The organism is Pseudomonas sp. Q11, assembly GCF_024494355.1.
Lineage (GTDB): Bacteria > Pseudomonadota > Gammaproteobacteria > Pseudomonadales > Pseudomonadaceae > Aquipseudomonas > Aquipseudomonas hefeiensis.
Genome location: NZ_JAKNQY010000004.1, coordinates 213,601 through 239,468 on the forward strand (window position 1 = coordinate 213,601; position 25,868 = coordinate 239,468).

The following is a 25,868-nucleotide window of genomic DNA, read 5'->3' on the forward strand; positions in this document are numbered from 1 at the left end:
AAGGGGAAGCACATGCAAAAGTTATCCACAGTACTGACCGCTGGGCTGTTGGCGCTTAGCAGTTCGGCGTGGGCCGAGCAAAGCTGCGAGACGGTAAAGATGGCCGACCCTGGGTGGAGTGACATCGCCGCGACCAACGCGATCACGGGTTTTCTGCTCGATGGCATGGGCTACAAAGCCAAGGTCGACACCCTCGCGGTGCCGATCACCTTCGGCGGTCTCAAGGACGGTCAGGTTGATGTGTTTTTGGGTAACTGGATGCCGGCGCAACAAGGGTTCTACGACAAGTTCGTGGCCAATGGCGATGTCACGCAACTGGCCAAGAACCTGGACGGCACCGAATTCACCCTGGCGGTCCCGGATTACGTGTGGGACGCCGGTGTGCAGAACTTCGCTGACCTGAACAAATTTGCCGATAAGTTCGGCAAGAAGATATACGGGATTGGCTCCGGCGCCCCGGCCAACCTGTCCCTGAAGGAAATCATCAAGACCAATGATTTCGGCATGGGCGAGTGGAAACTGGTGGAATCGAGCGAGCAGGCCATGCTCGCGGAAGTCTCCCGGGCGGTGAGGAAACAGAAGTTCGTGACCTTCCTTGGCTGGACCCCACACCCCATGAACGTGCAGTTGAAAATGCACTACCTCAAGGGCGGCGAGAAGTACTTCGGCGACACGGGCAGCGTTTATACATTGACCCGCAAGGGTTATGCACAGGCCTGCCCGAACGTCGGCAAGCTGTTGACCAACCTGAGTTTCACCCAGGAAATGGAAAACAGCATCATGGCCGAGGTGGTGAACAAGAAAATCAGCAACGCCGAAGCGGCCCAGGCCTGGATCAAAGCCAACCCGGCGGTACTGGATAAATGGCTGGACGGTGTGAAAACCCTGGATGGCAAGGATGCGTTGGCGGCGGTGAAGGCCAAGCTCTGACAATCATGTGCTCCGCGGGAATCTATGTGGGAGCAAGGCTTGCCCGCGATGAAGACAACTCGGTCTTTCAGAAACCGAGGTGCCTGTTCGCAAGCAAGCTTTGCTCCCACATAAATCCCCGCGCCACCGGGAGAACGGCGCCTTGTCCTGATACTCTTGCGCCAAACCCCATCCTTGAGGCCCCATGGCATTGCCCACCCGCCATTCACTCTTTCCTTTCCTGAGCTGGCTGCCCCGGCAGACCCGCGCCAGTGTCGGCCGTGACCTGATCGTCGGTCTGAGCGGTGCGATTCTCGCGTTGCCGCAGTCGATTGCCTACGCCCTGATTGCCGGACTACCGCCGGAATACGGCTTGTATGCGGCGATTGTGCCGGTGCTGATTGCCTGCTTGTGGGGGTCATCGTGGCACCTGATCTGCGGTCCTACGGCGGCGATTTCCATTGTCCTGTATGCCAGCGTCAGTCCACTGGCCATGCCGGCCAGCCAGGACTACGTCACCTTGATCTTGTTGCTGACGGTGCTGGCGGGGGTTTTCCAATGGCTGCTGGGGCTGCTGCGTTTCGGCGCGCTGGTGAATTTCGTCTCACACTCGGTGGTGTTGGGTTTCACCCTGGGCGCAGCGGTGGTGATCGCCCTGGGGCAGTTGCCCAACCTGCTGGGTCTTGATCTGCCCAACGAAGCCACGGCGTTGAAGGGGCTGCTGATGTTGGCCAGCCATATCGAGGCTGTGGATAAGCCTTCTCTGTTTCTCGGTTTGGGCACGCTGGTGCTGGGCGTCGTGCTCAAACGGCTGCTGCCGCGCTGGCCGAGCCTGTTGATAACTTTAGTCATCAGCAGTCTGGTGGTCTGGTTATGGCCTGGGATGTTCGGGCATGTCGCGTTGGTCAGCGCCTTTGCCGGGCGCTTGCCGCCTTTCTCTGCGCTGCCGCTGGACCTGGATCTGATCCTGCGCCTGCTGCCCGGTGCCGTCGCGGTGGGCATGCTCGGGTTGGTGACCAGCCTGTCCATTGCCCGCTCGTTGTCAGTACGCTCCGGGCAGCTACTGGATGCGAACCAGGAGGTCAGGGCGCAGGGGCTTTCCAATATTGTGGGGGGATTCTTTTCCGGATCCTTGTCAGCGGGTTCCTTTACCCGTTCCGGCCTCAGTTATGAAGCCGGCGCCTGCTCGCCCCTGGCCGGGGTTTTCTCGGCACTGTGGGTGGCCTTGTTTGCGGTAACCGGTGCCAAGCTGATTTCGCACATTCCGATACCGGCCATGGCCGGCAGCATCCTGTTGATCGCCTGGGGGCTGGTGGATTATCGCGGCGTCCGGGCGTTGTTTCGCGTGAGCCGCGCCGAATTCGTGGTGATGAGCCTCACTTGCCTGGCCACGCTGCTGCTGGAGCTGCAAACCGCTATCTATGCCGGTGTGCTGGCGTCGCTGTTCTTCTACCTCAAGCGCACCTCACAACCGCGGGTACAACATTCCTGTGAGGGGGAAGCTGACATCCTGCGGGTCGGTGGTTCGATTTTTTTTGGTGCCAGCCATTACCTGCAAGTGCGCCTGCAACGGTTGCAGGCACAACGGGTGGTGATCGATGCGCAGCAGATTAACTTCATCGATTATTCCGGCGTGGAAATGCTGCACCAGGAAGCGCGGCGCTTGCGTACCCAAGGGCGCAGCCTGACGTTGCGCAGGGCCAGGCCCCATGTGGTGGAAGAGTTGAAGAAGCTGGAAGGGCCGGAGCACTGTCCGATCCATTTCGAAGACTAGGGCTTAAGGTAGACACACCCTGTGGCGAGGGGCTATGTGGGAGCAAAGCTTGCTCGCGATGCAGGCACCTCGGTTTTTCCAGAGACCGCGCCGCATTCATCGCGAGCAAGCTTTGCTCCCACAGCGGTTTAAAGTGCCAGTTGGCGCCGCAATTCGGCCAGCACCGGCGCGGTGTCCGGGCGTACCCCGCGCCACAGGTAGAACGCTTCGCCCGCCTGTTCGGCCAGCATGCCCAAGCCGTCCATCGCCACCGGCGCGCCCTGTTCGCTGGCCCAGCGACAGAACGAGGTAGGCTCCTTGCCATACATCATGTCGTAGCAGAACGTCATGCCGGGTTCGATCAAACTTGTGGCAATCGGCGGTACATCGCCGGACAGGCTCGCCGATGTGGCGTTGATAATCAGGTCCACCGGCTCTTGCAGCCAGTCGAAACCGCTGGCCGAGACCGGGCCCAGGTCCGCGAACAACTCGGCCAGCAATTCGGCCTTTTCCACCGTGCGGTTGGCGATGATCACCGAGGCTGGCGCTTCGGCCAGCAGCGGCTCCAAGGCGCCGCGCACGGCGCCGCCGGCTCCCAGCAACAGGATGCGTTTGCCCTTGAGGTTTAAACCTGCGTTGACGGTCAGGTCCCGTACCAGCCCGGCGCCATCGGTGTTGTCACCCAGCAGGCGGCCGTCAGCCAGCTTGCTCAGCGTGTTCACCGCCCCGGCCCGCTGGGCCCGCTTGGTCAGGCTGTCGGCCAAGCGGAAGGCATCTTCCTTGAACGGCACGGTGACATTCGCCCCACGACCTTCGCGGAAGAATTCCCGTGCGCAACCGGCGAAATCGTCCAAGGGCGCCAGCAGCGTGCTGTAGTCCAGCACTTGCCCGGTCTGCTCGGCGAAGAGACGGTGGATCAGCGGCGATTTGCTGTGGCCGATCGGGTTACCCATTACAACGTAGCGGTCCATGGAAATTCCCCCGTCAGGCCGTCGCCAGCCAATCGCGATCCTGCAGGAAGTACTCGGTCAGCCGCGCCTCTTCGCTGCCCGGTTCGGCTTTCCAGTCATAGCCCCAGCGCACTTGCGGCGGCAGGGACATCAGGATCGATTCGGTACGCCCGCCCGATTGCAGCCCGAACAGGGTGCCGCGGTCGTAGACCAGGTTGAACTCCACGTAGCGTCCGCGGCGAAACTCCTGGAATTCCCTTTGTTTGGCTGTGAACGGGTCCTGCTTGCGGCGGCGCACGATAGGCAGGTAAGCCTCGATGTAGGCATCGCCGATGGCACGGATGAAGGCGAAGCTGGTGTCGAAGTCCCATTCGTTCAGGTCATCGAAAAACAGGCCGCCGATGCCTCGGGGCTCGTTGCGATGCTTGATATGGAAATAGCTGTCACACCAGGCCTTGTAGCGCGAATACACGTCAGGGCCGAACGGGGCGCAGGCCTGCTCGGCAACGCGGTGCCAATGCACGCAGTCTTCGGCCACGCCGTAGTAAGGCGTCAGGTCGAAGCCACCGCCGAACCACCAGACCGGTTCTTCGCCGTCTTTTTCGGCGATGAAAAAACGCACATTGGCGTGGGACGTCGGAACATGAGGGTTGTGGGGATGGATGACCAATGACACGCCCAAGGCTTCGAAGCCGCGCCCGGCCAGTTCCGGCCGATGGGCGCTGGCCGAGGGTGGGAGGCCGCTGCCGAAGACGTGGGAAAAGTTGACGCCGCCCTTTTCGATCAGCGTCCCGTTTTCAATTACTCGCGTGCGACCGCCACCACCGGCGGGTCGGGTCCAGGCATCTTCGACGAAACGAGTGCCGCCGTCTTCGGTTTCCAGGGCCGCACAGATGCGGTCTTGCAGGTCGAGCAGGTAGGCTTTCACGGCCTCGGTGCGAGTGGTCATGACATCACCTTGATCAGGGCTGCGCTACGCGGCTTGCAGCGGGCCGGTGGCAAATGGGCGCACAGGATACCACCGCACTTGCCTACGCCACAGTTGACGAAGGTCAAGCTTAGGAGTCCGATAGCAGGCTTGGTAAAAAGTCCACGGCAAGGAGAAAGTGAAGATGGCCAAACGTATTCAGTTCAGTTCCCATGGCGGCCCCGAAGTGCTCGAGTACGTGGGCTACCAGCCTGCCGAGCCGGGCCCGCAGCAGGTGCGGGTCAGCAACAAGGCGATCGGCCTGAACTTCATCGATACCTATTACCGCAGCGGCCTTTACCCGCCACCGGCCCTGCCGTCGGGCTTGGGGGCCGAGGGGGCGGGGGTGGTCGAGGCAGTCGGCTCAGACGTCACGCGGTTCAAGGTCGGTGACCGGGTAGCCTATGGTAGCGGTCCGCTGGGGGCCTACAGCGATGTGCATGTGTTGCCCGAGGCCAACCTGGTGCATTTGCCCGAATCCATCAGTTTTGAACAGGCGGCTGGCGTAATGCTCAAGGGCCTGACCGTGCAATACCTGTTGCGTCAGACTTATGAGCTAAAAGGGGGGGAAACCATCCTGTTCCATGCCGCCGCCGGTGGCGTGGGTTCTTTGGCCTGCCAGTGGGCCAAGGCCCTGGGCGTGAGGTTGATCGGCACCGTCAGCTCAGCGGAAAAAGCCGCAATCGCCAAATCCCACGGTGCTTGGGAAACCATCGACTACAGCAAGGAAAACGTCGTACAGCGGGTGCTGGCACTGACCGACGGCAAGAAAGTCCCGGTGGTCTATGACGGTGTCGGCAAGGACACCTGGTTGACCTCCCTGGACTGCGTAGCGCCCCGTGGCCTGCTGGTGAGTTTCGGCAATGCTTCCGGTGCGGTGGACGGCGTGAACCTGGGGATACTCGCGGCCAAAGGCTCGCTGTACGTCACCCGCCCGACCCTGGCGACGTACGCCAATAACGCCGAGAACCTGCAGCGCATGGCCGATGAGCTGTTCGGCATGATCAGCAGCGGCAAACTCACGGTGGATATCAATCAGCGCTATCCACTGGCCGAAGCGGCCAAGGCCCAGGCCGAGTTGTCGGCGCGGCGTACAACCGGGTCGACCATTCTTTTGCCCTGAATGACAGGGTGTTGCTGATGGCCTCATCGCGGGCAAGCCTTGCTCCCACAGAGTAAAACCTGTGAGAGCAGGCCCTATTCCCAGCTGTGAGAGCAAGCCCTTCCCAGCTGTGAGAGCAAGCTCTACTCCCACCTGTGAGAGCAGGCCCTATTCCCAGCTGTGAGAGCAAGCCCTTCCCAGCTGTGAGAGCAAGCTCTACTCCCACCTGTGGGAGCAAGCTCTACTCCACCCGGGAGAGCAAGCCCTACTCCCAGCTGTGAGAGCAAGCTCTACTTCCACCTGTGGGAGCAAGCTCCACTCCACCCGGGAGAGCAAGCCCTACTCCAGCTGTGGGAGCAAGGCTTGCCCGCGATGAACGATGACGCGGTATCAGTCCGGCCGCACGACGTTGCCGGTCGCCAGGTCGCGAATCACGCTGGGGTTCTTGCGTCCTCCCAGGTTGCCGCCCAGCACCAGGTCGATCTGCCCACGGAAATACTGCTCGACGCGAATCCGCGTGCGCGCCGCCGGGCGGCCCTGAGGGTTGGCCGAAGTGGACACCAACGGCCCCACCAACGAGCACAAGTCCCGCACGGTGGGGTGATCGCTGACTCGCAGCGCGACGGTGTCGTGTACCCCGGTGATCCATTCCGGCAGCAGGTTCTGGTGCGGCACCAACCAGGTATTGGGCCCCGGCCACGTGCTGGCCATGCGGTCCATCCAGGTTTCAGGGAAATCTTCGAACAGAAAGTCGAACTGGTGGATATTGTCAGCCACCAGGATCAAACCCTTGTCGGGCAGTCGCGACTTAATTGCCAGCAGGCGCTCCACCGCGTCTTCGTTCCACGGGTCGCAGCCCAGGCCCCAGACCGCTTCGGTTGGATAGGCAATCACCGCCCCGGCGCGAATTTCTCGCGCGGCTTGTTGCACACGCCAACTGTTGACCATGAAAGACTCTCCACAACGCAAATAAGGCTGTGCGCAGTTTACCGATCTTCCCCATAAAACCTAGCGTGCAAACCAGCGTCCGCTGTCACAGACCGCCCGTCCCTCCATTTCCAGTTCAGTCAGCGCCGCCAGTACTTTGGGCAAGCCCCAGCCACTGGCGTCGGCCAGCGCTTCGCTGGTAAGCGGCGCGGCATGGAGCAAGCGCAACAGTGGATGGGTGACCGGCACCGGTTCCATGGACAGCGGCAACTGTTGCCAACCCCGCAATGCCTCAAGGATGTGCTCGACGGTTTCCACCAGCGCCGCACCGTCGCGGATCAACTGGTGACAGCCCTTGGCGCCGGGGTGATGGATCGACCCCGGAATGGCGTACACCTCGCGGCCTTGTTCGGCCGCCAAGCGTGCGGTGATCAGTGAACCGCTGGCGATACTGGCCTCCACCACCAGCACGCCGAGGGACAGACCGCTGATGATCCGGTTGCGGCGAGGAAAGTTGCTGGCGTGGGGTGGCGCGTCCAGCGGGAACTCCGACAGCACCGCGCTGCCTTGGGCGATCATCGCGTCCGCCAGCCGACGATTGCGCTGTGGATAAAAATTTTCCAGCCCGGTGCCCAGCACGCCAATTGTCTGCCCGCCCACATCCAGTGCCGCTTGATGGGCTGCCGCGTCGATGCCCAGGGCCAAGCCGCTGGTGATGACAAAACCGGCACCGGCCAGGCTTCGGGAAAACGCCGCGGCCGTGTCCATGCCCGGTCGCGATGCCCGGCGGCTGCCGACCATTGCCAGCTGTGGTTTTTCCAGAATGGTCGCGTCGCCGGCGACGAACAGCAGCGGTGGCGCGTCGCTGATCTGCGCCAGCAGCGCGGGGTAGTCAGGCTGGTCCCACATCAGTAAATGCTGGGCCGAACGCTCCAGCCAGGCCAATGCATGGGCGGCACCGTCACGCACATCCGGGTTGCGCCGAGCCTCGGCACACGCCGCGGGCAACCTCAGCGCTCGCCAGGCGCTGGCCGGTGCGCTGATGGCTTTGGAGGCTGAGCCAAAGGCCTCCATCAGGGTCATGAAACGTTTGGGGCCCAGTTCCGGCAAGCGGTGCAGGCGCAGACGGGCCTCCAGTTCCGCCGGGGAAACCGAAGCAGATTCAGGCAATGACATGGATCATCCTTGATCGTTATTAAGCCCCGCCGAAACGGGAACAAGCTGTGGATAACTCTGTTGGTAACTTGTGAGACACGTTATGGATTGCGCACTTTGTCGAGTACCGCCAGCGAGCGCGAGGCGTAGAGCACCAAGCCATAGCTGAGCTTGTCGTAGGTACGAAAAACCATCAGCAGGCCAGCACGTTCATCCGGGATTTTTACCTGCTCGCCGGTGATGCGGTCGCGCACGGTCTCGCCGGTCTTCATCACCGCCAGCACATTGCCTTCGGCCAGCCCGTCGCGGCTTCCCTTGTTCAGGGTGACCACATCCAGGGCGCCGATCTGGGTGACGCCTCGGGGTACATCGAGGATCAGCCCGTTGATGTCCGATTTCGGCGCGCTGGGCATGAACGTCGAGTTGATCGAGCGTTCCTCGCCACTGAACAGGCGATCGCCCAGGCGCACCTCCTGGGTCGTGCGTTGCAGGGCCAGGGTCGTGACGTCGCCTTCGCTAGCCACGACTTCACCGCTGCCGATGTCGTCGGCGTTGATGCCCAGGAATTCCTTGGTTTCAGGATCGGTGTAGACCTTGCCCTGTCGAAAGATGCCGTACGCCGACTGGTTCGCGTCGAATGGGCCGCGGGCAAAGATCCGGTCTCCCGTGCCGCTGAGAACCCGTTCGGCATTGCCGGCAACGATGTAGGGCGCCTTGTTGAAATCCTCGGCGGTGTCGACGATGCGGTTGCTCAGCAAAAAGCTGTTGATGGCCTGCAGCGGAATGCTCGGGATCGCGTCGGCCACCGGCGAGCTGCGAATGCGCGGCGACAGCTTGATGGTGCCCCGCGAAGCGCCGCGATTGAGGGTCAGCCGCGGTTGGCCGTTGACGTAGACCAGCAACAGGGTGTCGCCGGGATAAATCAGGTTGGGGTTTTCGATCTGTGGGTTGGCTTGCCAGAGTTCGGGCCATTTCCACGGTTCACGCAAGTATTTGCCGGAGATGTCCCACAGCGTGTCCCCCGTCATCACTGTGTATTGCTGGGGAAAACCTTCCCGAAGTTGCACTTGCCCGTGCGCGATACCGGCCGAGGCCAGAAGCAGCAGGGCGAGTAGTGATTTCCTCATGCGGTGAATCCCTTTATTATGTGCGTTCGCGTAAAACGCCAGAGCCCCCGTGGCTCGCTCCGTAAGATGTGAGGAGCAACGTTTTACAACGGTAGCCTGCATCCCAAGACACGCCAGGCCTGCCACCCGACTTTACCTCACACGTGCATTTATCAAGCTTATGGCCATTTTGAACATTCTCGAATTTCCAGACCCGCGCCTGCGCACTATCGCCAAACCGGTGGCCGTAGTGGACGACGAAGTGCGTCAGTTGGTCGATGACATGTTTGAAACAATGTATGAGGCGCCAGGCATCGGCCTCGCCGCGACCCAGGTCAACGTGCACAAGCGTATCGTCGTGATGGACCTTTCCGAAGACCGCAGCGAGCCCCGGGTGTTCATCAACCCCGAGTTCGAAACCCTGACCGACGAGATGGAGCAGTACCAGGAAGGCTGTCTCTCGGTGCCGGGCTTCTACGAAAACGTCGACCGCCCGCAGAAGGTCAGGATCAAGGCCTTGGACCGGGATGGCCAGCCTTACGAACTGATCGCCGAAGGGTTGCTGGCGGTGTGCATCCAGCATGAATGCGACCACCTCAACGGCAAGCTGTTCGTGGATTACCTGTCTACCCTCAAGCGTGACCGGATCAAGAAAAAACTGGAAAAACTCCATCGCCAGAATGCTTGACGCCCCCTTCAAAGGCTTGCCGCGGCAAGCCTTTTTCTTTTGCGACTGCTTTGTAAATGAGAGCTTCCCATGACTGAGCCACTGCGCATCGTCTTTGCCGGCACTCCCGAGTTCGCCGCCGAACACCTCAAGGCCCTGCTGGCCAGCCCCCATGAAATCATCGCGGTCTACACCCAGCCGGATCGGCCGGCCGGTCGCGGGCAAAAACTGATGCCCAGCCCGGTCAAGCAACTGGCCCTGGGGAACGGCCTGCAGGTATTGCAACCGCCTACTTTGCGCGACGCTCAGGCCCAGGCCGAATTGGCCGCGCTCAAGCCCGACTTGATGGTGGTGGTCGCCTACGGCCTGATCCTGCCCCAAGTGGTGCTGGATATCCCGCGCCTGGGTTGCATCAACAGCCATGCCTCGCTGCTGCCACGCTGGCGCGGTGCGGCGCCGATCCAGCGCGCCGTGCAAGCCGGTGATGCCGAGAGCGGCGTCACGGTGATGCGCATGGAAGCCGGCCTGGACACCGGGCCGATGCTGCTCAAGGTCAGCACGCCCATCAGCGCCGAAGACACCGGCGGCAGCCTTCACGACCGCCTCGCACTGATCGGCCCGCCCGCCGTGGTCCAGGCCATTGCCGGCCTGGCCGCTGGCACGCTGGCAGGCGACGTGCAGGATGACAGCCTCGCCACCTACGCGCACAAACTGAACAAGGACGAAGCGCGCATCGACTGGAGCCGCCCGGCCATCGAACTGGAACGCCTGGTGCGAGCCTTCAACCCGTGGCCGATCTGCCACAGCACCTTGAACGGCGAGGCCCTGAAAGTGCTGGCGGCCAACTGCACCGAGGGGCAGGGCGCGCCGGGTGAAATCCTCGGTGCCAGCAAGGACGGCCTCGTTGTCGCCTGTGGCGAGCAGGCGCTGTGTCTGACACGTCTGCAATTACCCGGTGGCAAGGCGCTGAACTTCAGCGATTTGTACAACAGCCGTCGTGAGAAATTTGCCGTCGGCACGCTGCTGGGCCAAGCGGCGGACGCTTCATGAACCCGCGTCTGGCCGCCGCCAAGGCACTTGCCGCGGTCCTGAGCGGAAAAGCCTCACTCAACAGTTCCCTGCCGACCCAACTGGACAAGGTTGAAGATCGTGATCGCGGTTTCACCCAGGACCTGGCGTTCGGCACCGCCCGCTGGCAGCCGCGGCTGTCGGCCCTGGCGGCCAAGCTGCTGCAGAAACCGTTCAAGGCCGCCGATGCCGACGTCGAAGCGCTGCTGCTGGTGGGGCTCTATCAATTGCTCTACACCCGCGTGCCTGCCCACGCCGCCATCGGTGAAACCGTAGGCTGCGCCGATAAACTGAAAAAGCCGTGGGCCAAGGCCTTGCTCAATGCCGTGCTGCGCCGCGCCCAACGGGAAAGCGAAGCCCTGTTGGCTGAGCTGGAACACGACCCGGTGGTGCGCACCGCCCACCCGCGCTGGCTGCAAAAATCCCTGAAGGCCTTCTGGCCCGAGCAGTGGGAGGCCATCTGCGCGGCCAACAATGCCCATCCGCCAATGATCCTGCGGGTCAACCGTCGCCACCATACCCGCGATGCCTACCTGGCGTTACTGGGCGAGGCGGGCATCCCGGCCATCCCGTGCCAGTACAGCCGCGACGGCATCGTGCTGGAAACCCCCGGCGATGTACGCGCGCTGCCGGGCTTTGCCGACGGCTGGATCAGCGTCCAGGACGAAGCCGCGCAGTTGGCTGCCGACCTGCTGGAGCTGGCGCCCGGTCAACGCGTGCTGGATGCCTGTTGCGCACCGGGTGGCAAGACCTGCCACATCCTTGAGGCCGAGCCGAAGCTGGCCGGCGTGGTGGCGGTGGACCTGGAAGCCAAGCGCCTGGTGCGCGTGAAGGAAAACCTCGAACGTCTTGGCCTGGACGCCGAACTGATCGCCGCCGATGGCCGCGACACCGCCAGTTGGTGGGACGGCAAGCCATTCCAGCGCATCCTGCTGGACGCTCCGTGTTCGGCCACCGGCGTGATCCGCCGTCATCCCGACATCAAGCTCACCCGCCAGCCGGACGATATCGCCGCATTGGCGGTGTTGCAGGGGCAATTGCTCGATGCGTTGTGGATAACCCTGGAAGTCGGCGGCATGCTGCTATATGCCACCTGTTCGACGTTACCGACCGAGAACACCGAAGTGATCGAAGCCTTCCTCGCCCGTACCCCCGGTGCCCGGGAGCTGGACATTGCCAGCCCGGCCGGGGTGAAGCAGCCCCATGGCCGGCAGTTGCTGGCCCAAGAGGGCGGCCACGACGGGTTCTACTACGCCAAACTGATCAAGATCGCCGCCGCACGCGGTTAAAACCGATTCGATAGGAGTGACCGGATGAAAATCATCATCCTCGGCGCAGGGCAGGTCGGCGGTTCGCTGGCTGAACATCTGGCCAGTGAAGCCAACGACATCACCGTGGTCGACACCGACGGTGACCGCCTGCGCGATCTCGGTGACCGCCTCGACATCCGTACCGTACAGGGCCGTGGCTCATTGCCTACGGTGCTGCGTCAGGCCGGTGCCGATGATGCCGATATGCTGGTGGCTGTTACCAACAGCGATGAAACCAACATGGTGGCCTGCCAGGTCGCTCACACGCTGTTCCACACCCCGACCAAGATCGCCCGGGTGCGCGAGGCGGCCTACCTGACCCGCGCCGACCTGTTCGACAACGAAGCGATCCCGGTGGATGTACTGATCAGCCCCGAGCAAGTGGTGACCAACTACATCAAGCGCCTGATCGAACACCCGGGCGCCTTGCAGGTGATCGACTTTGCCGAAGGCAAGGCGCAATTGGTCGCGGTCAAGGCCTACTACGGCGGACCGCTGGTGGGCCAGCAACTGCGCCAGCTGCGCGAGCACATGCCGAATGTGGAGACGCGGGTCGCGGCGATTTTCCGCCGTGACCGGCCGATCCTGCCCCAGGGCGATACGGTGATCGAAGCGGACGACGAGGTATTTTTCATCGCCGCCAAGGCCAATATTCGTGCGGTGATGAGCGAAATGCGCCGTCTCGACGAAAACAACAAGCGCATCGTGATTGCCGGCGGCGGGCAGATTGGCGAGCGTCTGGCCGAAGCCATCGAAAGCCGCTATCAGGTCAAGATCATCGAGATGAACCCGGCGCGCTGCCGTTACCTCTCGGATAACCTCGATAGCACCGTGGTGCTGCAGGGCAGCGCCTCGGACCGTGACTTGCTGCTGGAAGAAAATATCGCCGACGCCGACATCTTCCTGGCCCTGACCAACGACGACGAAGCCAACATCATGTCGTCGCTGCTGGCCAAGCGCCTGGGGGCGAAGAAGGTGATGACCATCATCAACAACCCGGCCTACGTCGACCTGATCCAGGGTGGCGAGATCGACATCGCCATCAGCCCGCAACTGGCAACCATCGGCACCTTGCTGGCCCACGTGCGGCGTGGCGACATCGTCAGCGTGCACTCCCTGCGCCGTGGCGCGGCCGAAGCCATCGAGGCGATTGCCCATGGCGATGCCAAGTCCAGCAAAGTCATCGGCAAGGCCATCCGCGACCTCGGCCTGCCGCCAGGCACCACCATCGGCGCGATCATCCGCGACGAACAAGTGCTCATCGCCCATGACGACACCATGATCCAGACCGGCGACCATGTGATCCTGTTCCTGGTGGACAAAAAGCACATTCGCGATGTGGAGAAGCTGTTCCATGTGGGGTTGAGTTTCTTCTGATCCAGAATTTGCGGTGGCAGTCATGGCCTCATCGCGAGCAGGCTCGCTCCCACAAGGGTTCGCTGACGTTCACAAAAATTGTGATCGATTGAGATCCACTGTGGGAGCGAGCCTGCTCGCGATAGCCATCTAACATTCAACAGATCAATCACTGACCCACCCCCAAAGGACCCACCCCCATGCTCGAATCCCTGGAAAAAATGCTCGCCAAGGGTGTGGATAACTCCCTGCTGCGCTTCGGCCTGGGCAAGGGCTACCTGGACCTCGGCGAATTCGCCCGCGCCGCCGAACACCTTCAGCGCTGCGTCGAATTCGACCCCAAGTATTCAGCAGCCTGGAAACTATTGGGCAAGGCTCATCAAGGCCAAGGCGATCTACCGGCAGCCCGCCAAGCCTGGGAACAAGGCCTGGAAGCCGCCCGCGCCCACGGCGACAAACAAGCCGAAAAAGAAATGACCGTGTTCCTCAAGAAACTGGATCGCCACCCCTGAATTCACACAAAACCGCTTTTGTGGCGAGGGAGCTTGCTCCCGCTTGACCGGGCTGGCTCCAGCGCGCAGCACTCACAACAAAGCCTACCCCCAATCCACTGCCGATCCGCTAAAAGCTCAGACAGCGCAAAACCTGTGGGAGCAAAGCTTGCTCGCGATAGCGGTAGACCAGCCAAACCCGTTGTCGACTGACCTGGCCCAATCGCGAGCAAGCTTTGCTCCTACAGGTTTGCGGTTCAACTGATCGACATTGATCATCAAGACCTGACTGGAGACGTACATGTCCGTAATTTACCTTGGACAAGCTGCAAATCAGTGCGCGGGGCGCTCCCAAAGCGGACTCTCAGGAGTCCGCCACAGGTAATATCAGCTCAATTAAATGGTCGGCATTTTCTTTGATATTTGCGATTGGGCCTAGAATCGAGGCGTCAAATTCTGCCAGAGGACGACGATCGGCGAGGCAGTTCGGATAGCCAGGATTTGGCTCAAACTACGTGATCCATCACCTTTAACTGCCGAGCAACATCTTGCTTGAGCAAGTAGACAGAGACTGTGAGCAACACCAGATCCTTCAGAAGGAAGGCCGCCACTATCGTCATTGCGGGAAAACCCCCGGCGCCCTCATGCCATGCTCCGGGTGCGAAGGGCATGATCGTGACGGTTGCGAGGAAGGTGGCGCAAGACCCGAGAGCGCCCAATATTCCCAGTTTCTTGTTCCAGAATCCCAGAAAAATCAGCAAGCCAATCGTCCATTCGGCAGAGCCCAGGAAGATACTTGTACCTTTCACTCCCAGCACCGGAATTGTCCAGGAAATCAGCGGGCCGTTGGTAATCAATGGCAGCAAGTCTGTGATCTCTGCCTCGAACCATTTGTCATAGCCGAACCAGACGAAAATGACCACCATCGCGGCGCGGAGCAGGTGGTAATCGAGATCGCGTTTCATAAGGCTCGAGCGCCCGAGAAGATTGACCAGGTAATTCATGGTTGCTTCCTCGCTGGGGCTGCGCGGTGCGCAGCGTGAGTGACAGGCGTCAGTAATGGGATGTGAATGCGTGACATTGGAAAACTCCATCGAATGTTAGGTATTCGTCAACGACGCCATGTTATGGCGGACCTGTAATACCTATAAGTCTTAAATATCTCTAAAAGATGCTCTAAAGTTTCAAAGTGAGCGTGTGGACCGACATAGACTCAACTTGGCCGCGACGGGCGTCAGGTCGTGGAAAGGCAAAGCCGTCCATGGCATCGACTCGCGAAGGGCGGTCCTGCCTGCGTCAGCGGATCACTTCGATGATGCGCGCAGCGATATGTCCGGCATGGGTCTCGAGCGCGAAGTGGCCGGTATCCAGAAGCTCGACCACCGCTTGCGGGTTATCCCGTTTGAAGGCCTCAGCGCCCGGCGGGATGAAGAACGGATCGTGTTTGCCCCAGATGACCAGTGTCGGGACCCTATGGGTACGCAAGAACGCTTGAAATGCTGGATATAGCTTCAGGTTGTTGGCGTAGTCCAGAAAGAGATCGAGCTGGATGTCCTTGTTCCCCGGCCGCTCCATCAGTAGTGCATCCAGCGTGTAGGATTCTGGTGCGACGAGTTCAGGCTGACTGACCCCGTGCACGTACTGCCACCGGGTTCCTTCAAGGTTCAACACGGCATCGGCGATCACCTGCCGGTTCGCAGCGGTGGGTTCTGCCCAATAGGCCTTGATCGGAGCCCAGGCATCCCCCAGCCCCTCCAGGTACGCATTGCCATTCTGACTGACAAGCCCGGTGACGCGATCTGGATGCTTGAGCGCGAGTCTCAGCCCCGTGGGCGCTCCATAGTCGAATACGAACATCGAGTAGGTCTTGAGCGCCAGGGCATCCACGAAGTCCGCCAGCGTGTTGGCCAGCCCGTCGAAGCTGTAGACGTAGCCTCTGGCATCTGGGACTTCGGTGAAGCCAAACCCCGGCAAATCAGGGGCGATGACATGGAAATGAGGGGCCAGAAGGGGGATGAGCTGGCGAAATTGATGAGACGAACTTGGGAAACCGTGAAGCAGAAGCATGGTCGGCCGGGTGCGGTCTCCCGCTTCTCGATAGAACACCTTGACGCCGTCTGCGTCTGCGAACTTGTGGCTGATCAACGGTGAGGAAGCGCTTGCAGTATTCATGACGTGATCCTTTTTGACGTATGCAGGGATAGGCAATGCAGCTGCGTATCTGAAGATTGCACACGAAAAGTAACCTGTCAAATGCGTTTTAATGGGTTATTAGATTTCTCTGGCGTGTCTCTCGAGCTAATCCTGCGTTCGCCTGCTCTGGAACCGGCGCTCAAGCTTTGTATCACCCGGCGTCGGATTTCTTGCGCTCGCGATGCGCTGCTGCCTTGGCGCGATTACCGCAGACCGCCATGCTGCACCACCGACGCTTCTTGCCTCGGGTGTGATCGACGAAAATCAGCGTACAGCTGGCACCTTCACAGCGCTTGACGTCTGAAAAATCTTCCTCGCAGATGAATTTCGCCAGCTGTTCACCGATGGGTAACAGCAGGGAATCCGGGGTTTTCCAGCGCCTGCGGGGCTGAAGCTCGAGTCTTGAGGAGGCCCCGTCGGCGACAGTTATCTGGGTAAAACCGTCGTCTCTCGCGAGCAGGCGGTTAAGGGCGGCAAGATCGTCCAGAGCCTGCGACGACAGCGGTTTGCCTCGATGCCTCGATACAAAATCTCTGAACCAGTCGCGCAACGCTCTGGTTTGCGCGGCCACCATATCGAGCTCCCCAGGCATGGCCTCCTGGGCAATTTGCTCCAGCGTCTCGTCGCTCACCCATCCGGCTTGCCGCAGCCAGTCAAGTAATCCTTGCGCATCGCCAAGCCAGTCAACGATCTCGTCGACCGGGGTCGCTATGGAATTGAGGAAGTCCAGCGCCGGGGCGTCTGCGATGAACATCGCCGGGCCGTGCAAATGGGTGCTCATCGAATACTCTCTTTCGCTAAAAATTTCAAAAAACAGTAACCGCTCAAAATGTATTTGACAAGTTACTTCGCTATTACTAACCTCCAAACTGAAAGCAGAGAGGTTACTCAATGGCGACCTTCGCCACTGCGGATTTCAACAGGGCTCCCCTGGATGACGAAGGTGTGGTGCCTTTCACGCGACGTTCAAGCGGCCAATCAGATTAGGCGCCTATACGGCCTCTATAGGAGAATCTTATGAAAGCGATCGTACTAGAGAAATTTGGCGGTCTGGATAGCCTGGTGTACCAAGACATCCCTGAGCCCACCGCCAGAGAAGGATTCGTTGTTATTCAGATCAAGGCGTTCGGTATCAATCATGCCGAGATGCACATGCGCCGCGGTGAATGGGCAGAAGCTGCGTCGGTTAGCGGCATTGAGTGCGTGGGAATCGTGAAGTCATGCCCGGGAGGCGAATTCCCGGTTGGCGCCAAAGTGGCTGCATTGATGGGAGGCCTGGGCCGAACCATCAACGGCAGTTACGCGCACTATACCCGTGCGCCGGTTTCCAACGTGGCCTTGATCGACGCGGATCTGTCGTGGGCCGAGCTGGCAGCGATTCCAGAAACCTATGCCACGGCGTGGACCTGTCTTTTCCGCAACCTGGAAATCGAGAAAGGCCAGACCGTTCTTATTCGAGGTGCTACCTCGTCGTTCGGACAGGCAGCGGTGAAGCTTGCAGTGAACGCGGGAGCACGAGTGGTGGCGACGACTCGCAGCGAGAAACGCGCGCAGATGCTCAAGGATCTCGGCGCTTCGGTCGTTGAGCTGGAGGGGCCGTCGCTGTCCACCCGTATAAGGGGCGCGAAGACGTTTGATGCCGTACTTGATCTGGTGGGCAACAGCACGGTGATCGATTCGCTGGCGATTGTTCGTCGGGGTGGTCGTGTGTGCCTTGCAGGCTGGTTGGGCGGGCTTGAGCCAATCGCCGATTTCAACCCACTGCTGCAAATGTCGAGTGGCGTCTATCTCACCTTTTTCGCAAGCTTCGTCTTTGGAACCGAGGGGTTTCCATTGGCCGATGTCCCGCTGCAGGCAATCGCGCATGAAGCGGCTGCCGGCAGGCTCGACGTCAAGCCGACGCGCATCTTCAAATTCGGAGAAATCCATGAGGCTCATCGCGTCATGGAAGCGAACGAGGCGGCCGGAAAAATGGTCGTGGTTGTCGATTGATCTCCTTACCCAACCTTTTGAATGAGCAAATTGCGATGGTGAAGTCAGTAGCTATTGTCACAGGTGCAAGTCAGGGGATCGGACGCGCGACAGCCATTCGATTGGCCAAGGATTTTGAGGTACTCGTTTTGGTGGCGAGAAATCGTGAAAACCTTAAGGACACTTCGCGGCTGGTGCAGGCGATTGGCGCTCAAACACTGGTCGTGGATGTCGATATCTCAACACCCGGTATGCCGGAGGTGGTGGTCGAGCAGGTGCTGGCCAGGTTCGGCAGGATTGACGCCTTGTTGAACATCGCCGGAGCCGTACCTCAGATTGATCTGTTCGAGATGACGGATGAGCAATGGAGCAGCGGTACCGAGCTCAAGTTGCATGGTGCACGGCGGATGACGCTGGCGGCGTGGCCTGCGTTGAAGGCTTCCAAAGGTTCGGTGGTATTGATGTCGGGTAACTCTGCTGACGTGCCTAAAGCCGGATATGCAGCAGTTGCGACCATCAATGCAGCCATTGTGGCGTTGGCCAAGGCCTTCGCCGACCGCGGTATCCAGGACGACGTTCAGGTCAATAGCGTCTTGCCCGGGCCCGTGATGACGGGGCGTCGACGCTCATTTTTGGAAAAATGGGCGCCTGCAAATGGCATGAGTGTTGACGAGGCGACGATCAAGTTTCCGCAGAACGCCGGAATTTCAAGGTTTGGCGAACCCGAGGAGATTGCCAACCTGCTGGCGTTTCTGGTTTCGCCGCCTGCAAGATGGATGACCGGATCGGCCTTGAGAATGGACGGGGGAGAAGTGAAATCCGTCTGAGGATTTCAGCACGTTCTGCCCATAAGCCAGGTGTCACCGAAAACAGGGTGGCGCCTGGCTTTTCTGTGTGGATTGCCCTCTCAGGAAGCCGGGCCGAGGTGAGTCGATTTGCGAATATCGCCTGGGGTCATACCCATCCGTTGGGTAAAGGCCCGCCTGAATGCGGCGACCGATTGATACCCGACGGCTTCGGCAATCGCTTCGGTGGGAAGTGTCGTGGAGGTGAGCTCATTGGCCGCGATGCTCATCCGCACATCGGTCAAAATGGCATTTGCTGACTTCCCCACTTTCTCCTGGAAATGGCGAATGAGGGTCGCCCGGGACATGTTGCACAGGTCCGCCAGTTCGGGCAGCGTCCAGGGGTGGGCCGGGTCGTTGAAAATGGCGGTCAGTGCAGGCGCAAGCCTTGGATGGCCAGCCATCGCCAGCAGACCTACTGGCGTGTCGGCTGATTCGCTTGCCAGGCGCAGAGTCATCGTGAACAACGCGGTAGACAATGCATTTAGCATAGCGTTACCGCCCAGGCTCGCAGCCAGTGACTCTTTCCTCATCACTGCCAATAGATGGGTCAATTGAATATGGGTCTGCGTGTCGGATGCCTGGCTTGCCGTACGGACGATCAAACGGCCCGGTAAATAGTCCCTGATGAAGCGGTCATGCGGCGGCTTGATCACCAAGCGGCCACACAGCATTTCCAGTTGCTCACCGGCGCCAGTATTTTCGCTGACAACCAGGTTGAGCTCATCACGGTAGTTTGCCTGGGGCGGGGTTATTCCGCTTCCGTCATGCAGCACGTGTTGAGAGCCGTGCAGCATCAGCAACACGTCACCGGCCTGTAATCGCTGCGGCGCTCCCATACCGGGCGTTTCAAGAAGCGCCGACCCTCGCACTACTACGTGATAAGGCATCTCGCCCGGTTCCGAGTCTTCGTAGACAACCTGCCACGGCGCTCCGTATGAGCAGCGTATTTCCAGGCGTCCCTTGACGGTAATCATGTCCAGCAGTCGGCTGAGCCAGTCCTGCTGGCGGGAAGAGACGGTCATGATATTGTCCATTGGTTGATACTTTAGAGCACTATATTAAGAATATTTAGTCTCTACAAGCTCATCTTGGCTGGATAGAGTGGAGCCATCTAACCCACCGTGTAGGAGCTTCACCATGAGCCGTATCGTAATTCCCGCAATCGTAAATGCCACTGGCGCTACCGCTGACGTCTATGCCGAAGTCAAGAAAATGGCTGGCGGTGCAGTGCCTAATGTGTTCGCGGCTTTAGGTCACCTGGTGCCTGATGCGCTGTCGGCTGTACTCAACGCCGAAGGGGTCCTGGCCAACGGCAGCCTGAGCAAGCAGGACCTCGAAACGATCAAGTTGGTGGTCAGCGAGCAGACCGGCTGTGACTACTGCGTCGCGGCTCACGTGATGTTGGGCAAGATGACCGGGCTGTCATCGCAAGTGTTGACTGAGATTCGCCAGGGCGCCTCGACGGGGGATGACAAACGCGATGCCTTGGTCAAGTTCGTGCTACTGCTGCAAAAGACCAGTGGCACTATTGCCGATGCTGATTTTGCCGCGATCCGTGGGGCAGGCTATAGCGAAGTGCAGTTGGCAGAGATCTCGCTGACGATTGCCCTGACGATCTTCACCAATACATTCAACCGCATCAATGACACCTACATCGACATGCCCCGTGTGAAATAAACCCCTCGAACGACAAGCGAGGGGAGACATGCCCACCAAGGTGACCGCTCAAATAGGGCGGTGTAGTAAACGAAAGAGGCCCTGTGGCCTCTTTCGTTTTTTTGAAACTTTAGTAGTTGAAGTCGTTCCGAAGCTGCCGCTTTCGCGAGCAAGCCCGCTCCCACAGGGGGAGTTGGGTTGGATGCAGTATTTGTGAACACCCCAGGCCGAGGCCTCGCCTTGGCCTTATTTTACGCTTGAGCATCTCCTGCAACTGCGCCACCAGTTTCTGATTATTCATCGGCGCGCGGATAAACCGGCGTTGGGTGCCGTCCGGTCCGATGACGGCGAGGTTGCCGCTGTGATCGACCGTGTAGTGGGGTTTGCTGGTGTCCGCCGGGATGAACGGGATGCTCACCGCGTTGGCGAGTGTCTGCAGGTCTTCGATCGATGAGGGGGCAGGCCTATGAACTGTGGGTCGAAGTAGCCCAGGTACTGCTTGAGTTGCTTGGGCGTGTCGCGGTTCGGGTCGACGCTCACCAGCACGATCTGCAGTTTATCCACAGCCTCCGGCGGCAGCTCGCTCTTGATCTGGCGCAGTTGGGCGAGGGTGGTCGGCAGATGTCCGGGCAGAAGGTGTAGCCGAAGAAGAGCAGGCTCCATTTATCTTTCAACCCGTCCATCGTCACTGGCTGATCGTCCTGGTCGGTCATTTTGGACTGAAAAGGGGCGGCGGTTTGAGCAGATTGGCTGAGGAGAAGAAGGGGACAGACTGAGTTATCAGAAAGTAAATCTGTCCCCTTAGTCCGGTCCCCTTATTCCGTAAAAAGTCGCCGTTGCTCATGCAGCATCCTGCACCGTGGAGTCAGGGCCCACAATACTCATCGAACAATCCGGTTCGTTGCATCGATGAGGTCTGCCTTGCCTCCGGCAAGCGAGGGTCCTGAAGCCGCAACCACGTCGTGTGGAAACCCAAGGGTTATTGCGCTAACAGCGTCCAGATGCTCCAGTTGATCCGCCGTCAGGTGAACGTCTGCTGACGCAAGGTTATCGGCCATCTGCTCCGGCGTGCGTGGACCAATGATGGGGAGTGTTCCCTTGGCCAGCACCCAGGCGATTGCGATCTGACCCGGTGTATGGCCGGTCTCTTCGGCGATCGCCAATACTGAATCCACAGTCGTGGTCTTGCGCTCGCTGCTCTCGTCGTGGATAACCGCCCCCAAACCCTGCGCACGACCGGTTTCCCCTTTGCGGTATTTACCTGTCAGCAAACCACCTCCTAGCGGTGACCATCCGACGGTTCCCAAATTGAATGCAGCCGCCATCGGCAGAAGTTCGCGTTCGGCCGACCGCTCCACCAGGCTGTGCTCCAATTGCACCGCCGATATTGCAGACCAACCACGAAGCTCGGCCAGGGTGGCTGCCGTTGCCACACGCCAAGCTGGAAAGTTGGACAGTCCGCTATAAAGCACTTTGCCAGAGCGGATCAGGTCGTCCAGACCCCGTACAATTTCGTCGATAGGCGTTACGCCATCGGGCATATGTACCCACAAAAGATCAATTCGATCCGTCTTGAGGCGCTTAAGGCTCGCTTCCACCGAGCTGAGCATGGCTTTGCGGCTATTGCCGGAGCGCAGAACGCCAGCACCGGGTGAATCACCGAGTGAAAATTTAGTCGCCAGCACGACGTCATCGCGCTCGGTAGCCACGAAATCGCCGAGCATTGATTCCGACTGGCCAAATTGGTATTGATCGGCCGTATCGATGAAGTTGCCCCCCGCTTCACGGTAGCCGTTGTAGATTTTACGTGCCTCATCCGGCTCGGAGCCATAGCCCCATCCTTTACCGAAGTTGCCGGTGCCGAGCGCTAGCGAAGATACCCGCAGGCCGGTGTTGCCTAAAATGCGATAGTGCATGGCGTGCTCCTTCAAGCGTAGGAGGCCTCAGCGACCTGCGCGGGTTGATAGTTAATGTATGCGCAGGAAGTTTAGACGGTCACATAAGTAGTTGGCCCCCTCCTCTCCAGCCAAATCAGTAACGCCGTGTCATCCGGTGTTCGCGTCAACCGCCCTCCACCACGATACGGCCGGCAGCGAACCGCGTCATGCAATACGGGCGAGTCGTTGTGTCCTTCGAATACTTACAATTTGCGCGGCCGCGCCTGCTAGGTAAATCAGGAAACAGCCCCCTACTAGCATCTTGAGTGTTGGGTCCTGCGGACCAGCAAAAACTGGGTGGCCCACGGGCACTCTCGTTCCCGTCTCAGTGAGACCGGGGATGAAGTGGAAGAAGAAAGTCAGTGAGTAACCCAAAACGGCAATGTACCGCGAAAGGCCACGCTGGCTGGCGCGGGTCTCTGCCAAATAGGCAATGGCCAACACGATTAGTGTTGTGATCGACAGGACATGCGGAGCGCCAAAACCTCCGTGGTGAAAGATAAACAGCCCAGTGATACTGGTTGCTACGGTGAACCACACATAGATTCGCCCCGATCGTGTGCGAAAGCTGATTTCGCCGTGACTCAGGAGCGTAACAATTGCCCCTGCCACTGCTATCAGGGCGAGGGCTGTATGCAGCATGCCGAAAGGTGTCATACCCAACATAAGAATGCCTCCAGTCGAAGGGACTACGCGCCGTTCCGGCTATGTGCTTCTCAGGATTTTACAAATGCCAAAAGGTCGGCATTCAGTCGTTCTTTATGGGTGTCGGTAATGCCATGAGGGGCGCCTTCGTAGACGATCAATTTACTGTTCTTGATCAGTTCGGCTGAAGCACGACCTGCCGCATCGATAGGCACGATCTGGTCATCGTCACCGTGGATAATCAGCGTTGGTACGTCGAACTTTTTCAAATCTTGCGTGAAATCGGTTTCCGAGAAGGCCTTAATGCTGTCGTAAGTGTTCTTGTGCCCACCCAACATGCCTTGCATCCACCAGGCGTTGATGACCCCTTGCGATGGCTTCGCACCAGGGCGGTTGTAGCCAAAGAAAGGACCGCTCGGGATGTCGATGAATAACTGCGACCTGTCGGCCAGGAAGGCTGCGCGGATGTCATCGAAGACTTTAATGGGCAGGCCGCCGGGATTGGCTTCGGTCTTGACCATCAACGGTGGGACGGCAGAAATGAGGCCGGCCTTCTTCACTCGCTTGGTGCCATGACGACCAATGTATCTCGCCACCTCGCCTCCGCCTGTGGAGAAACCGAACAACGTGGCATCCCTCACATCCAGGTGGTCGAGCAATTGGGCCAGGTCATCGGCATAGTGGTCCATGTCATTGCCATCCCAGGGTTGACTGGAACGGCCGTGGCCGCGGCGGTCATGGGCAATGCAACGAAAGCCGTTAAGGGCCAGGTGATACATCTGTGATTCCCAACTGTCCGCATCCAGCGGCCAGCCATGGCTGAACACGACGACCGGGCCCTTGCCCCAATCCTTGTAATAGATTTCCACGCCATCTTTGGTGGTGAAGGTACTCATGGTTTTATGCACTCCATGGTTTTTTTGAGGGGGCTTTGATGACGCTTCTGCGAGTGGAGTTTGCTAGCACCTGACTGCTCATGATTAATGACCTTGTGGAAGTTCATCTATGACATGCCGCCGATGATCCCAATGCCAAAGCCGCTGAGCTACGTAAAAACGGCAATTAGAATCGAAGCTTCGCCGATCCATGCACTCAGTGTTTTTGCCTGTTTTACGTAGTTCAGTGCAGTGAGTTAAGAGACCCTTAGCCGACCTGAAACGAGTTGAATGGCAGGTTGAAATGCAAAAGGTCCCTGTCTCGCCCCAACACGCGGAACACCCACAAAAACTGCGAGCCGGATGGCAAGGTGCCAAACACCAGGAAAGCGTCGCCAAGGTGCTGGACCTACTGCTTGTGTATGAGGAAAAACCGATTCGCCTATCCGATTTGTGCCGCCATGCAAGCATCAGCGAACGCACCTTGCGCTCCATTTTCAAAGAGGTATTCGGTATAGGGCCGAATCGTTACTTGCACATTCGCAGGCTACATCTGGTCCGTGCCGCACTGTCAGTAGCCAACGCCAACACGACATCCGTCAGTGATATCGCCTCGCGCTTCGGTTTTTCCGACAGTGGACGAATGGCGTCCGATTATCGGAGGCTGTTCGGGGAATACCCCCGCCAAACCCTGATTCGGACGCTGCTGTGAACGTCTCAAGCATCATGGATGCGACAACGCCTTCGTGGCCTTGAGCGATTGCGCCGGCAGCGTTCCAAAATACTGGCGGTACAGGCTGGCGAAACGGCCAAAATCCCAGACCCCAAAGCGTGCGCAAATGCTGGTGATCGTATCATCAGGGCCTGCATGTCGGATGGCATCACGCATCCCATGCAAGCGGCGGATCATCAGATACCGATGAGGACTCATGCCGAGGTACTCGTTGAATACATTGCGTACAGTGCGCTCCGAGGCACAGGCGGCCTGACAGATGTCTTCAGTGTAAACGGACTGGATCTCCAGCGTATCCAGCAACTCCAATGCACGCTTGAGTATCTCTCTGTGATCGCGATGGTGCCGTGGTGCGGCGTGAAGCGGGTCTACGGGCAGCAGCATGCGGAAGACCACATCCATCACCTCCCGGCGCGCGGCCTCCTCAGCTTCCTCGTTGTGCAGAACCTCAGGGGCTTGGGCTTCGATGTGGAACAGACGACGTGCCAGCCACAACAATGGGCCGAGATTGCGCTGAGCGTTGCTGACCAGGTTGCGATGCAATACGCAAAAGTCGAACTCATCTTCACGTACCGACGCCCAACGGAGCACTAGCTCGCAGGACATCGCCACCGTCAGCCAACTGGCCGGGCTTTTCGCGTTGATGTGGAACATGGCATTGGGCACCATCCAGCCGATTCGTCGGCGGTTGAAGGGATGACCGTCGACCACCGTGGACTCATGCCCCGTCAGCGGCAGGAAGATGTTGAAGTAACCTGGCAGGCCGATGCCGGTGTAAACCGTGCTGGCGCCCTCGCGGCCACTCATCAGTGCTACGCCGTTCAAGTCAACGACGTTGAGTTGCCAGTCGCGTTGCTGTCGCGTGCGCAGCACGTACCGGCCTTGCACCCCGTATAACGCTTCTTCGAATTCGTCGAACTCTGAACAGATCAGCTGCATCGCCCACCTCACTCAACCCATATATAGCGGAGGGCAGCCTCCATGCCAGATCGGTCCAGACGATGAGCATAGACTACGAAAACGGCAGGCAGACGAACGCGCATGGCCGTCCATCTACCCACTCGGTGCAACGGTTCAGCGGCTCAGGTAGTCCGAGGTGGAGATGACCGGTGCATTGTGAAAAGGGGACAGAATTATTTGCTGGAAATAAATCTGTCCCTTTTTCTCCTTTGCTTCTCTATTCACCCCCAATCCACTGTTGATCCGCTAAAAGCTCAGCCGACGCAAAATCTGTGGGAGCAAAGCTTGC

At 59.5% G+C, this 25,868-nt stretch carries 25 protein-coding genes and 1 pseudogene; 12 read left to right on the forward strand and 14 right to left on the reverse strand.

Going from position 1 to position 25,868, the window contains the following annotated elements; all coding sequences use genetic code 11:
- Positions 1-12 precede the first annotated feature (12 nt).
- Both choX and MA884_RS06735 read left to right on the forward strand, forming a co-directional pair.
- Entirely contained in the window at positions 13-930 is a 918-nt protein-coding gene (gene choX, locus MA884_RS06730) for a choline ABC transporter substrate-binding protein (RefSeq protein WP_256229657.1), read from the forward strand.
- Between the two features lie 184 nt (positions 931-1,114).
- A complete protein-coding gene (locus tag MA884_RS06735) occupies positions 1,115-2,683 on the forward strand; it encodes a SulP family inorganic anion transporter (RefSeq protein ID WP_256229658.1) in 1,569 nt (522 codons plus the stop codon).
- Positions 2,684-2,811: 128 nt separating this feature from the next.
- Here the strand turns inward: MA884_RS06735 and aroE are convergent, their stop codons facing one another.
- Together aroE and hemF are read right to left on the reverse strand one after the other, a co-directional pair.
- Positions 2,812-3,633, reverse strand: a complete 822-nt coding sequence (aroE, locus tag MA884_RS06740) for a shikimate dehydrogenase (protein WP_256229659.1) — start codon at positions 3,631-3,633, stop codon at positions 2,812-2,814.
- 13 nt (positions 3,634-3,646) lie between these two features.
- Complete coding sequence (gene hemF / locus MA884_RS06745) at positions 3,647-4,561, reverse strand: oxygen-dependent coproporphyrinogen oxidase (RefSeq protein ID WP_256229660.1); 915 nt, start codon at positions 4,559-4,561, stop codon at positions 3,647-3,649.
- A 163-nt stretch (positions 4,562-4,724) separates the two neighbouring features.
- Here hemF and MA884_RS06750 point away from each other — a divergent pair, with 163 nt between their 5' ends.
- On the forward strand, positions 4,725-5,702 hold the full coding sequence (locus tag MA884_RS06750) for an NADPH:quinone reductase (protein ID WP_256229661.1): 978 nt from the start codon (positions 4,725-4,727) through the stop codon (positions 5,700-5,702).
- Positions 5,703-6,071: 369 nt separating this feature from the next.
- Here MA884_RS06750 and MA884_RS06755 read toward each other — a convergent pair whose 3' ends face one another.
- From MA884_RS06755 to MA884_RS06765, 3 genes are all read right to left on the reverse strand, one after another.
- Positions 6,072-6,629: an L-threonylcarbamoyladenylate synthase gene (locus tag MA884_RS06755; protein ID WP_256229662.1), complete on the reverse strand. Its 558-nt coding sequence runs from the start codon at positions 6,627-6,629 to the stop codon at positions 6,072-6,074.
- 60 nt (positions 6,630-6,689) lie between these two features.
- Positions 6,690-7,784, reverse strand: coding sequence for a DNA-processing protein DprA (dprA, locus tag MA884_RS06760; protein ID WP_256229663.1), 1,095 nt, complete (start codon positions 7,782-7,784; stop codon positions 6,690-6,692).
- A gap of 80 nt (positions 7,785-7,864) precedes the next feature.
- Positions 7,865-8,890, reverse strand: coding sequence for a LysM peptidoglycan-binding domain-containing protein (locus MA884_RS06765; protein ID WP_256229664.1), 1,026 nt, complete (start codon positions 8,888-8,890; stop codon positions 7,865-7,867).
- 160 nt (positions 8,891-9,050) lie between these two features.
- Here MA884_RS06765 and def point away from each other — a divergent pair, with 160 nt between their 5' ends.
- The 5 genes from def (at position 9,051) to MA884_RS06790 (ending at position 13,782) form a co-directional block, all read left to right on the forward strand.
- Positions 9,051-9,557 carry a peptide deformylase gene (def, locus tag MA884_RS06770; RefSeq protein ID WP_214916336.1) on the forward strand — a complete coding sequence of 169 codons (507 nt, stop codon included), beginning with the start codon at positions 9,051-9,053 and terminating at the stop codon, positions 9,555-9,557.
- Positions 9,558-9,626: 69 nt separating this feature from the next.
- Positions 9,627-10,586, forward strand: a complete 960-nt coding sequence (fmt, locus tag MA884_RS06775; RefSeq protein WP_256229665.1) for a methionyl-tRNA formyltransferase — start codon at positions 9,627-9,629, stop codon at positions 10,584-10,586.
- Positions 10,583-11,893 (forward strand): 16S rRNA (cytosine(967)-C(5))-methyltransferase RsmB, encoded by a 1,311-nt coding sequence (rsmB, locus tag MA884_RS06780; protein ID WP_256229666.1) that lies wholly within the window; start codon positions 10,583-10,585, stop codon positions 11,891-11,893. Before fmt ends, rsmB begins: the two co-directional genes overlap by 4 nt.
- Before the next feature lie 24 nt (positions 11,894-11,917).
- Complete coding sequence (trkA, locus tag MA884_RS06785) at positions 11,918-13,291, forward strand: Trk system potassium transporter TrkA (protein WP_047229820.1); 1,374 nt, start codon at positions 11,918-11,920, stop codon at positions 13,289-13,291.
- Positions 13,292-13,470: 179 nt separating this feature from the next.
- The gene (locus tag MA884_RS06790) at positions 13,471-13,782 is read left to right on the forward strand and encodes a tetratricopeptide repeat protein (RefSeq protein WP_256229667.1); all 312 of its coding nucleotides are present in this window, start codon (positions 13,471-13,473) and stop codon (positions 13,780-13,782) included.
- Positions 13,783-14,267: 485 nt separating this feature from the next.
- Here MA884_RS06790 and MA884_RS06795 read toward each other — a convergent pair whose 3' ends face one another.
- The 3 genes from MA884_RS06795 to MA884_RS06805 form a co-directional block, all read right to left on the reverse strand.
- The gene (locus MA884_RS06795) at positions 14,268-14,765 is read right to left on the reverse strand and encodes a YkgB family protein (protein ID WP_256229668.1); all 498 of its coding nucleotides are present in this window, start codon (positions 14,763-14,765) and stop codon (positions 14,268-14,270) included.
- 292 nt (positions 14,766-15,057) lie between these two features.
- Entirely contained in the window at positions 15,058-15,933 is an 876-nt protein-coding gene (locus MA884_RS06800) for an alpha/beta fold hydrolase (RefSeq protein ID WP_256229669.1), read from the reverse strand.
- A gap of 172 nt (positions 15,934-16,105) precedes the next feature.
- A complete protein-coding gene (locus MA884_RS06805; protein ID WP_256229670.1) occupies positions 16,106-16,735 on the reverse strand; it encodes an ABATE domain-containing protein in 630 nt (209 codons plus the stop codon).
- Positions 16,736-16,971: 236 nt separating this feature from the next.
- On the opposite strand from MA884_RS06805, the gene MA884_RS06810 reads away from it, so the two are divergent.
- Both MA884_RS06810 and MA884_RS06815 read left to right on the forward strand, forming a co-directional pair.
- Complete coding sequence (locus MA884_RS06810) at positions 16,972-17,946, forward strand: zinc-binding alcohol dehydrogenase family protein (protein WP_256229671.1); 975 nt, start codon at positions 16,972-16,974, stop codon at positions 17,944-17,946.
- A 35-nt stretch (positions 17,947-17,981) separates the two neighbouring features.
- Positions 17,982-18,752 carry an SDR family oxidoreductase gene (locus tag MA884_RS06815; RefSeq protein WP_256229672.1) on the forward strand — a complete coding sequence of 257 codons (771 nt, stop codon included), beginning with the start codon at positions 17,982-17,984 and terminating at the stop codon, positions 18,750-18,752.
- A gap of 80 nt (positions 18,753-18,832) precedes the next feature.
- Here MA884_RS06815 and MA884_RS06820 read toward each other — a convergent pair whose 3' ends face one another.
- Positions 18,833-19,795, reverse strand: a complete 963-nt coding sequence (locus MA884_RS06820; RefSeq protein ID WP_256229673.1) for a cupin domain-containing protein — start codon at positions 19,793-19,795, stop codon at positions 18,833-18,835.
- A gap of 115 nt (positions 19,796-19,910) precedes the next feature.
- Here MA884_RS06820 and MA884_RS06825 point away from each other — a divergent pair, with 115 nt between their 5' ends.
- Positions 19,911-20,450, forward strand: coding sequence for a carboxymuconolactone decarboxylase family protein (locus MA884_RS06825; protein WP_256229674.1), 540 nt, complete (start codon positions 19,911-19,913; stop codon positions 20,448-20,450).
- A gap of 229 nt (positions 20,451-20,679) precedes the next feature.
- Here MA884_RS06825 and MA884_RS06830 read toward each other — a convergent pair.
- The 4 genes and pseudogenes from MA884_RS06830 to MA884_RS06845 form a co-directional block, all read right to left on the reverse strand.
- A pseudogene (locus MA884_RS06830) lies at positions 20,680-21,193 on the reverse strand (SCO family protein); the annotation flags it as partial.
- 117 nt (positions 21,194-21,310) lie between these two features.
- The gene (locus tag MA884_RS06835) at positions 21,311-22,345 is read right to left on the reverse strand and encodes an aldo/keto reductase (RefSeq protein WP_256229675.1); all 1,035 of its coding nucleotides are present in this window, start codon (positions 22,343-22,345) and stop codon (positions 21,311-21,313) included.
- 186 nt (positions 22,346-22,531) lie between these two features.
- Positions 22,532-23,032 carry a hypothetical protein gene (locus tag MA884_RS06840; RefSeq protein ID WP_256229676.1) on the reverse strand — a complete coding sequence of 167 codons (501 nt, stop codon included), beginning with the start codon at positions 23,030-23,032 and terminating at the stop codon, positions 22,532-22,534.
- A gap of 50 nt (positions 23,033-23,082) precedes the next feature.
- On the reverse strand, positions 23,083-23,907 hold the full coding sequence (locus tag MA884_RS06845; protein WP_256229677.1) for an alpha/beta fold hydrolase: 825 nt from the start codon (positions 23,905-23,907) through the stop codon (positions 23,083-23,085).
- 283 nt (positions 23,908-24,190) lie between these two features.
- Here MA884_RS06845 and MA884_RS06850 point away from each other — a divergent pair, with 283 nt between their 5' ends.
- Positions 24,191-24,598, forward strand: a complete 408-nt coding sequence (locus MA884_RS06850; protein WP_256229678.1) for a helix-turn-helix transcriptional regulator — start codon at positions 24,191-24,193, stop codon at positions 24,596-24,598.
- A 12-nt stretch (positions 24,599-24,610) separates the two neighbouring features.
- On the opposite strand, the gene MA884_RS06855 is transcribed toward MA884_RS06850, so the two are convergent.
- Complete coding sequence (locus MA884_RS06855) at positions 24,611-25,558, reverse strand: helix-turn-helix domain-containing protein (RefSeq protein WP_256229679.1); 948 nt, start codon at positions 25,556-25,558, stop codon at positions 24,611-24,613.
- Between the last annotated feature and the right edge of the window lie 310 nt (positions 25,559-25,868).

Excerpts from the sequence above, each read along its gene's own strand:
- choX (WP_256229657.1), top strand. The coding sequence starts at position 13 with ATGCAAAAGTTATCCACAGTACTGACCGCTGGGCTGTTGGCGCTTAGC.
- MA884_RS06735 (WP_256229658.1), top strand. The coding sequence starts at position 1,115 with ATGGCATTGCCCACCCGCCATTCACTCTTTCCTTTCCTGAGCTGGCTG.
- aroE (WP_256229659.1), bottom strand. The coding sequence starts at position 3,633 with ATGGACCGCTACGTTGTAATGGGTAACCCGATCGGCCACAGCAAATCG.
- hemF (WP_256229660.1), bottom strand. The coding sequence starts at position 4,561 with ATGACCACTCGCACCGAGGCCGTGAAAGCCTACCTGCTCGACCTGCAA.
- MA884_RS06750 (WP_256229661.1), top strand. The coding sequence starts at position 4,725 with ATGGCCAAACGTATTCAGTTCAGTTCCCATGGCGGCCCCGAAGTGCTC.
- MA884_RS06755 (WP_256229662.1), bottom strand. The coding sequence starts at position 6,629 with ATGGTCAACAGTTGGCGTGTGCAACAAGCCGCGCGAGAAATTCGCGCC.
- dprA (WP_256229663.1), bottom strand. The coding sequence starts at position 7,784 with ATGTCATTGCCTGAATCTGCTTCGGTTTCCCCGGCGGAACTGGAGGCC.
- MA884_RS06765 (WP_256229664.1), bottom strand. The coding sequence starts at position 8,890 with ATGAGGAAATCACTACTCGCCCTGCTGCTTCTGGCCTCGGCCGGTATC.
- def (WP_214916336.1), top strand. The coding sequence starts at position 9,051 with ATGGCCATTTTGAACATTCTCGAATTTCCAGACCCGCGCCTGCGCACT.
- fmt (WP_256229665.1), top strand. The coding sequence starts at position 9,627 with ATGACTGAGCCACTGCGCATCGTCTTTGCCGGCACTCCCGAGTTCGCC.
- rsmB (WP_256229666.1), top strand. The coding sequence starts at position 10,583 with ATGAACCCGCGTCTGGCCGCCGCCAAGGCACTTGCCGCGGTCCTGAGC.
- trkA (WP_047229820.1), top strand. The coding sequence starts at position 11,918 with ATGAAAATCATCATCCTCGGCGCAGGGCAGGTCGGCGGTTCGCTGGCT.
- MA884_RS06790 (WP_256229667.1), top strand. The coding sequence starts at position 13,471 with ATGCTCGAATCCCTGGAAAAAATGCTCGCCAAGGGTGTGGATAACTCC.
- MA884_RS06795 (WP_256229668.1), bottom strand. The coding sequence starts at position 14,765 with ATGAATTACCTGGTCAATCTTCTCGGGCGCTCGAGCCTTATGAAACGC.
- MA884_RS06800 (WP_256229669.1), bottom strand. The coding sequence starts at position 15,933 with ATGAATACTGCAAGCGCTTCCTCACCGTTGATCAGCCACAAGTTCGCA.
- MA884_RS06805 (WP_256229670.1), bottom strand. The coding sequence starts at position 16,735 with ATGAGCACCCATTTGCACGGCCCGGCGATGTTCATCGCAGACGCCCCG.
- MA884_RS06810 (WP_256229671.1), top strand. The coding sequence starts at position 16,972 with ATGAAAGCGATCGTACTAGAGAAATTTGGCGGTCTGGATAGCCTGGTG.
- MA884_RS06815 (WP_256229672.1), top strand. The coding sequence starts at position 17,982 with ATGGTGAAGTCAGTAGCTATTGTCACAGGTGCAAGTCAGGGGATCGGA.
- MA884_RS06820 (WP_256229673.1), bottom strand. The coding sequence starts at position 19,795 with ATGACCGTCTCTTCCCGCCAGCAGGACTGGCTCAGCCGACTGCTGGAC.
- MA884_RS06825 (WP_256229674.1), top strand. The coding sequence starts at position 19,911 with ATGAGCCGTATCGTAATTCCCGCAATCGTAAATGCCACTGGCGCTACC.
- MA884_RS06835 (WP_256229675.1), bottom strand. The coding sequence starts at position 22,345 with ATGCACTATCGCATTTTAGGCAACACCGGCCTGCGGGTATCTTCGCTA.
- MA884_RS06840 (WP_256229676.1), bottom strand. The coding sequence starts at position 23,032 with ATGTTGGGTATGACACCTTTCGGCATGCTGCATACAGCCCTCGCCCTG.
- MA884_RS06845 (WP_256229677.1), bottom strand. The coding sequence starts at position 23,907 with ATGAGTACCTTCACCACCAAAGATGGCGTGGAAATCTATTACAAGGAT.
- MA884_RS06850 (WP_256229678.1), top strand. The coding sequence starts at position 24,191 with ATGCAAAAGGTCCCTGTCTCGCCCCAACACGCGGAACACCCACAAAAA.
- MA884_RS06855 (WP_256229679.1), bottom strand. The coding sequence starts at position 25,558 with ATGCAGCTGATCTGTTCAGAGTTCGACGAATTCGAAGAAGCGTTATAC.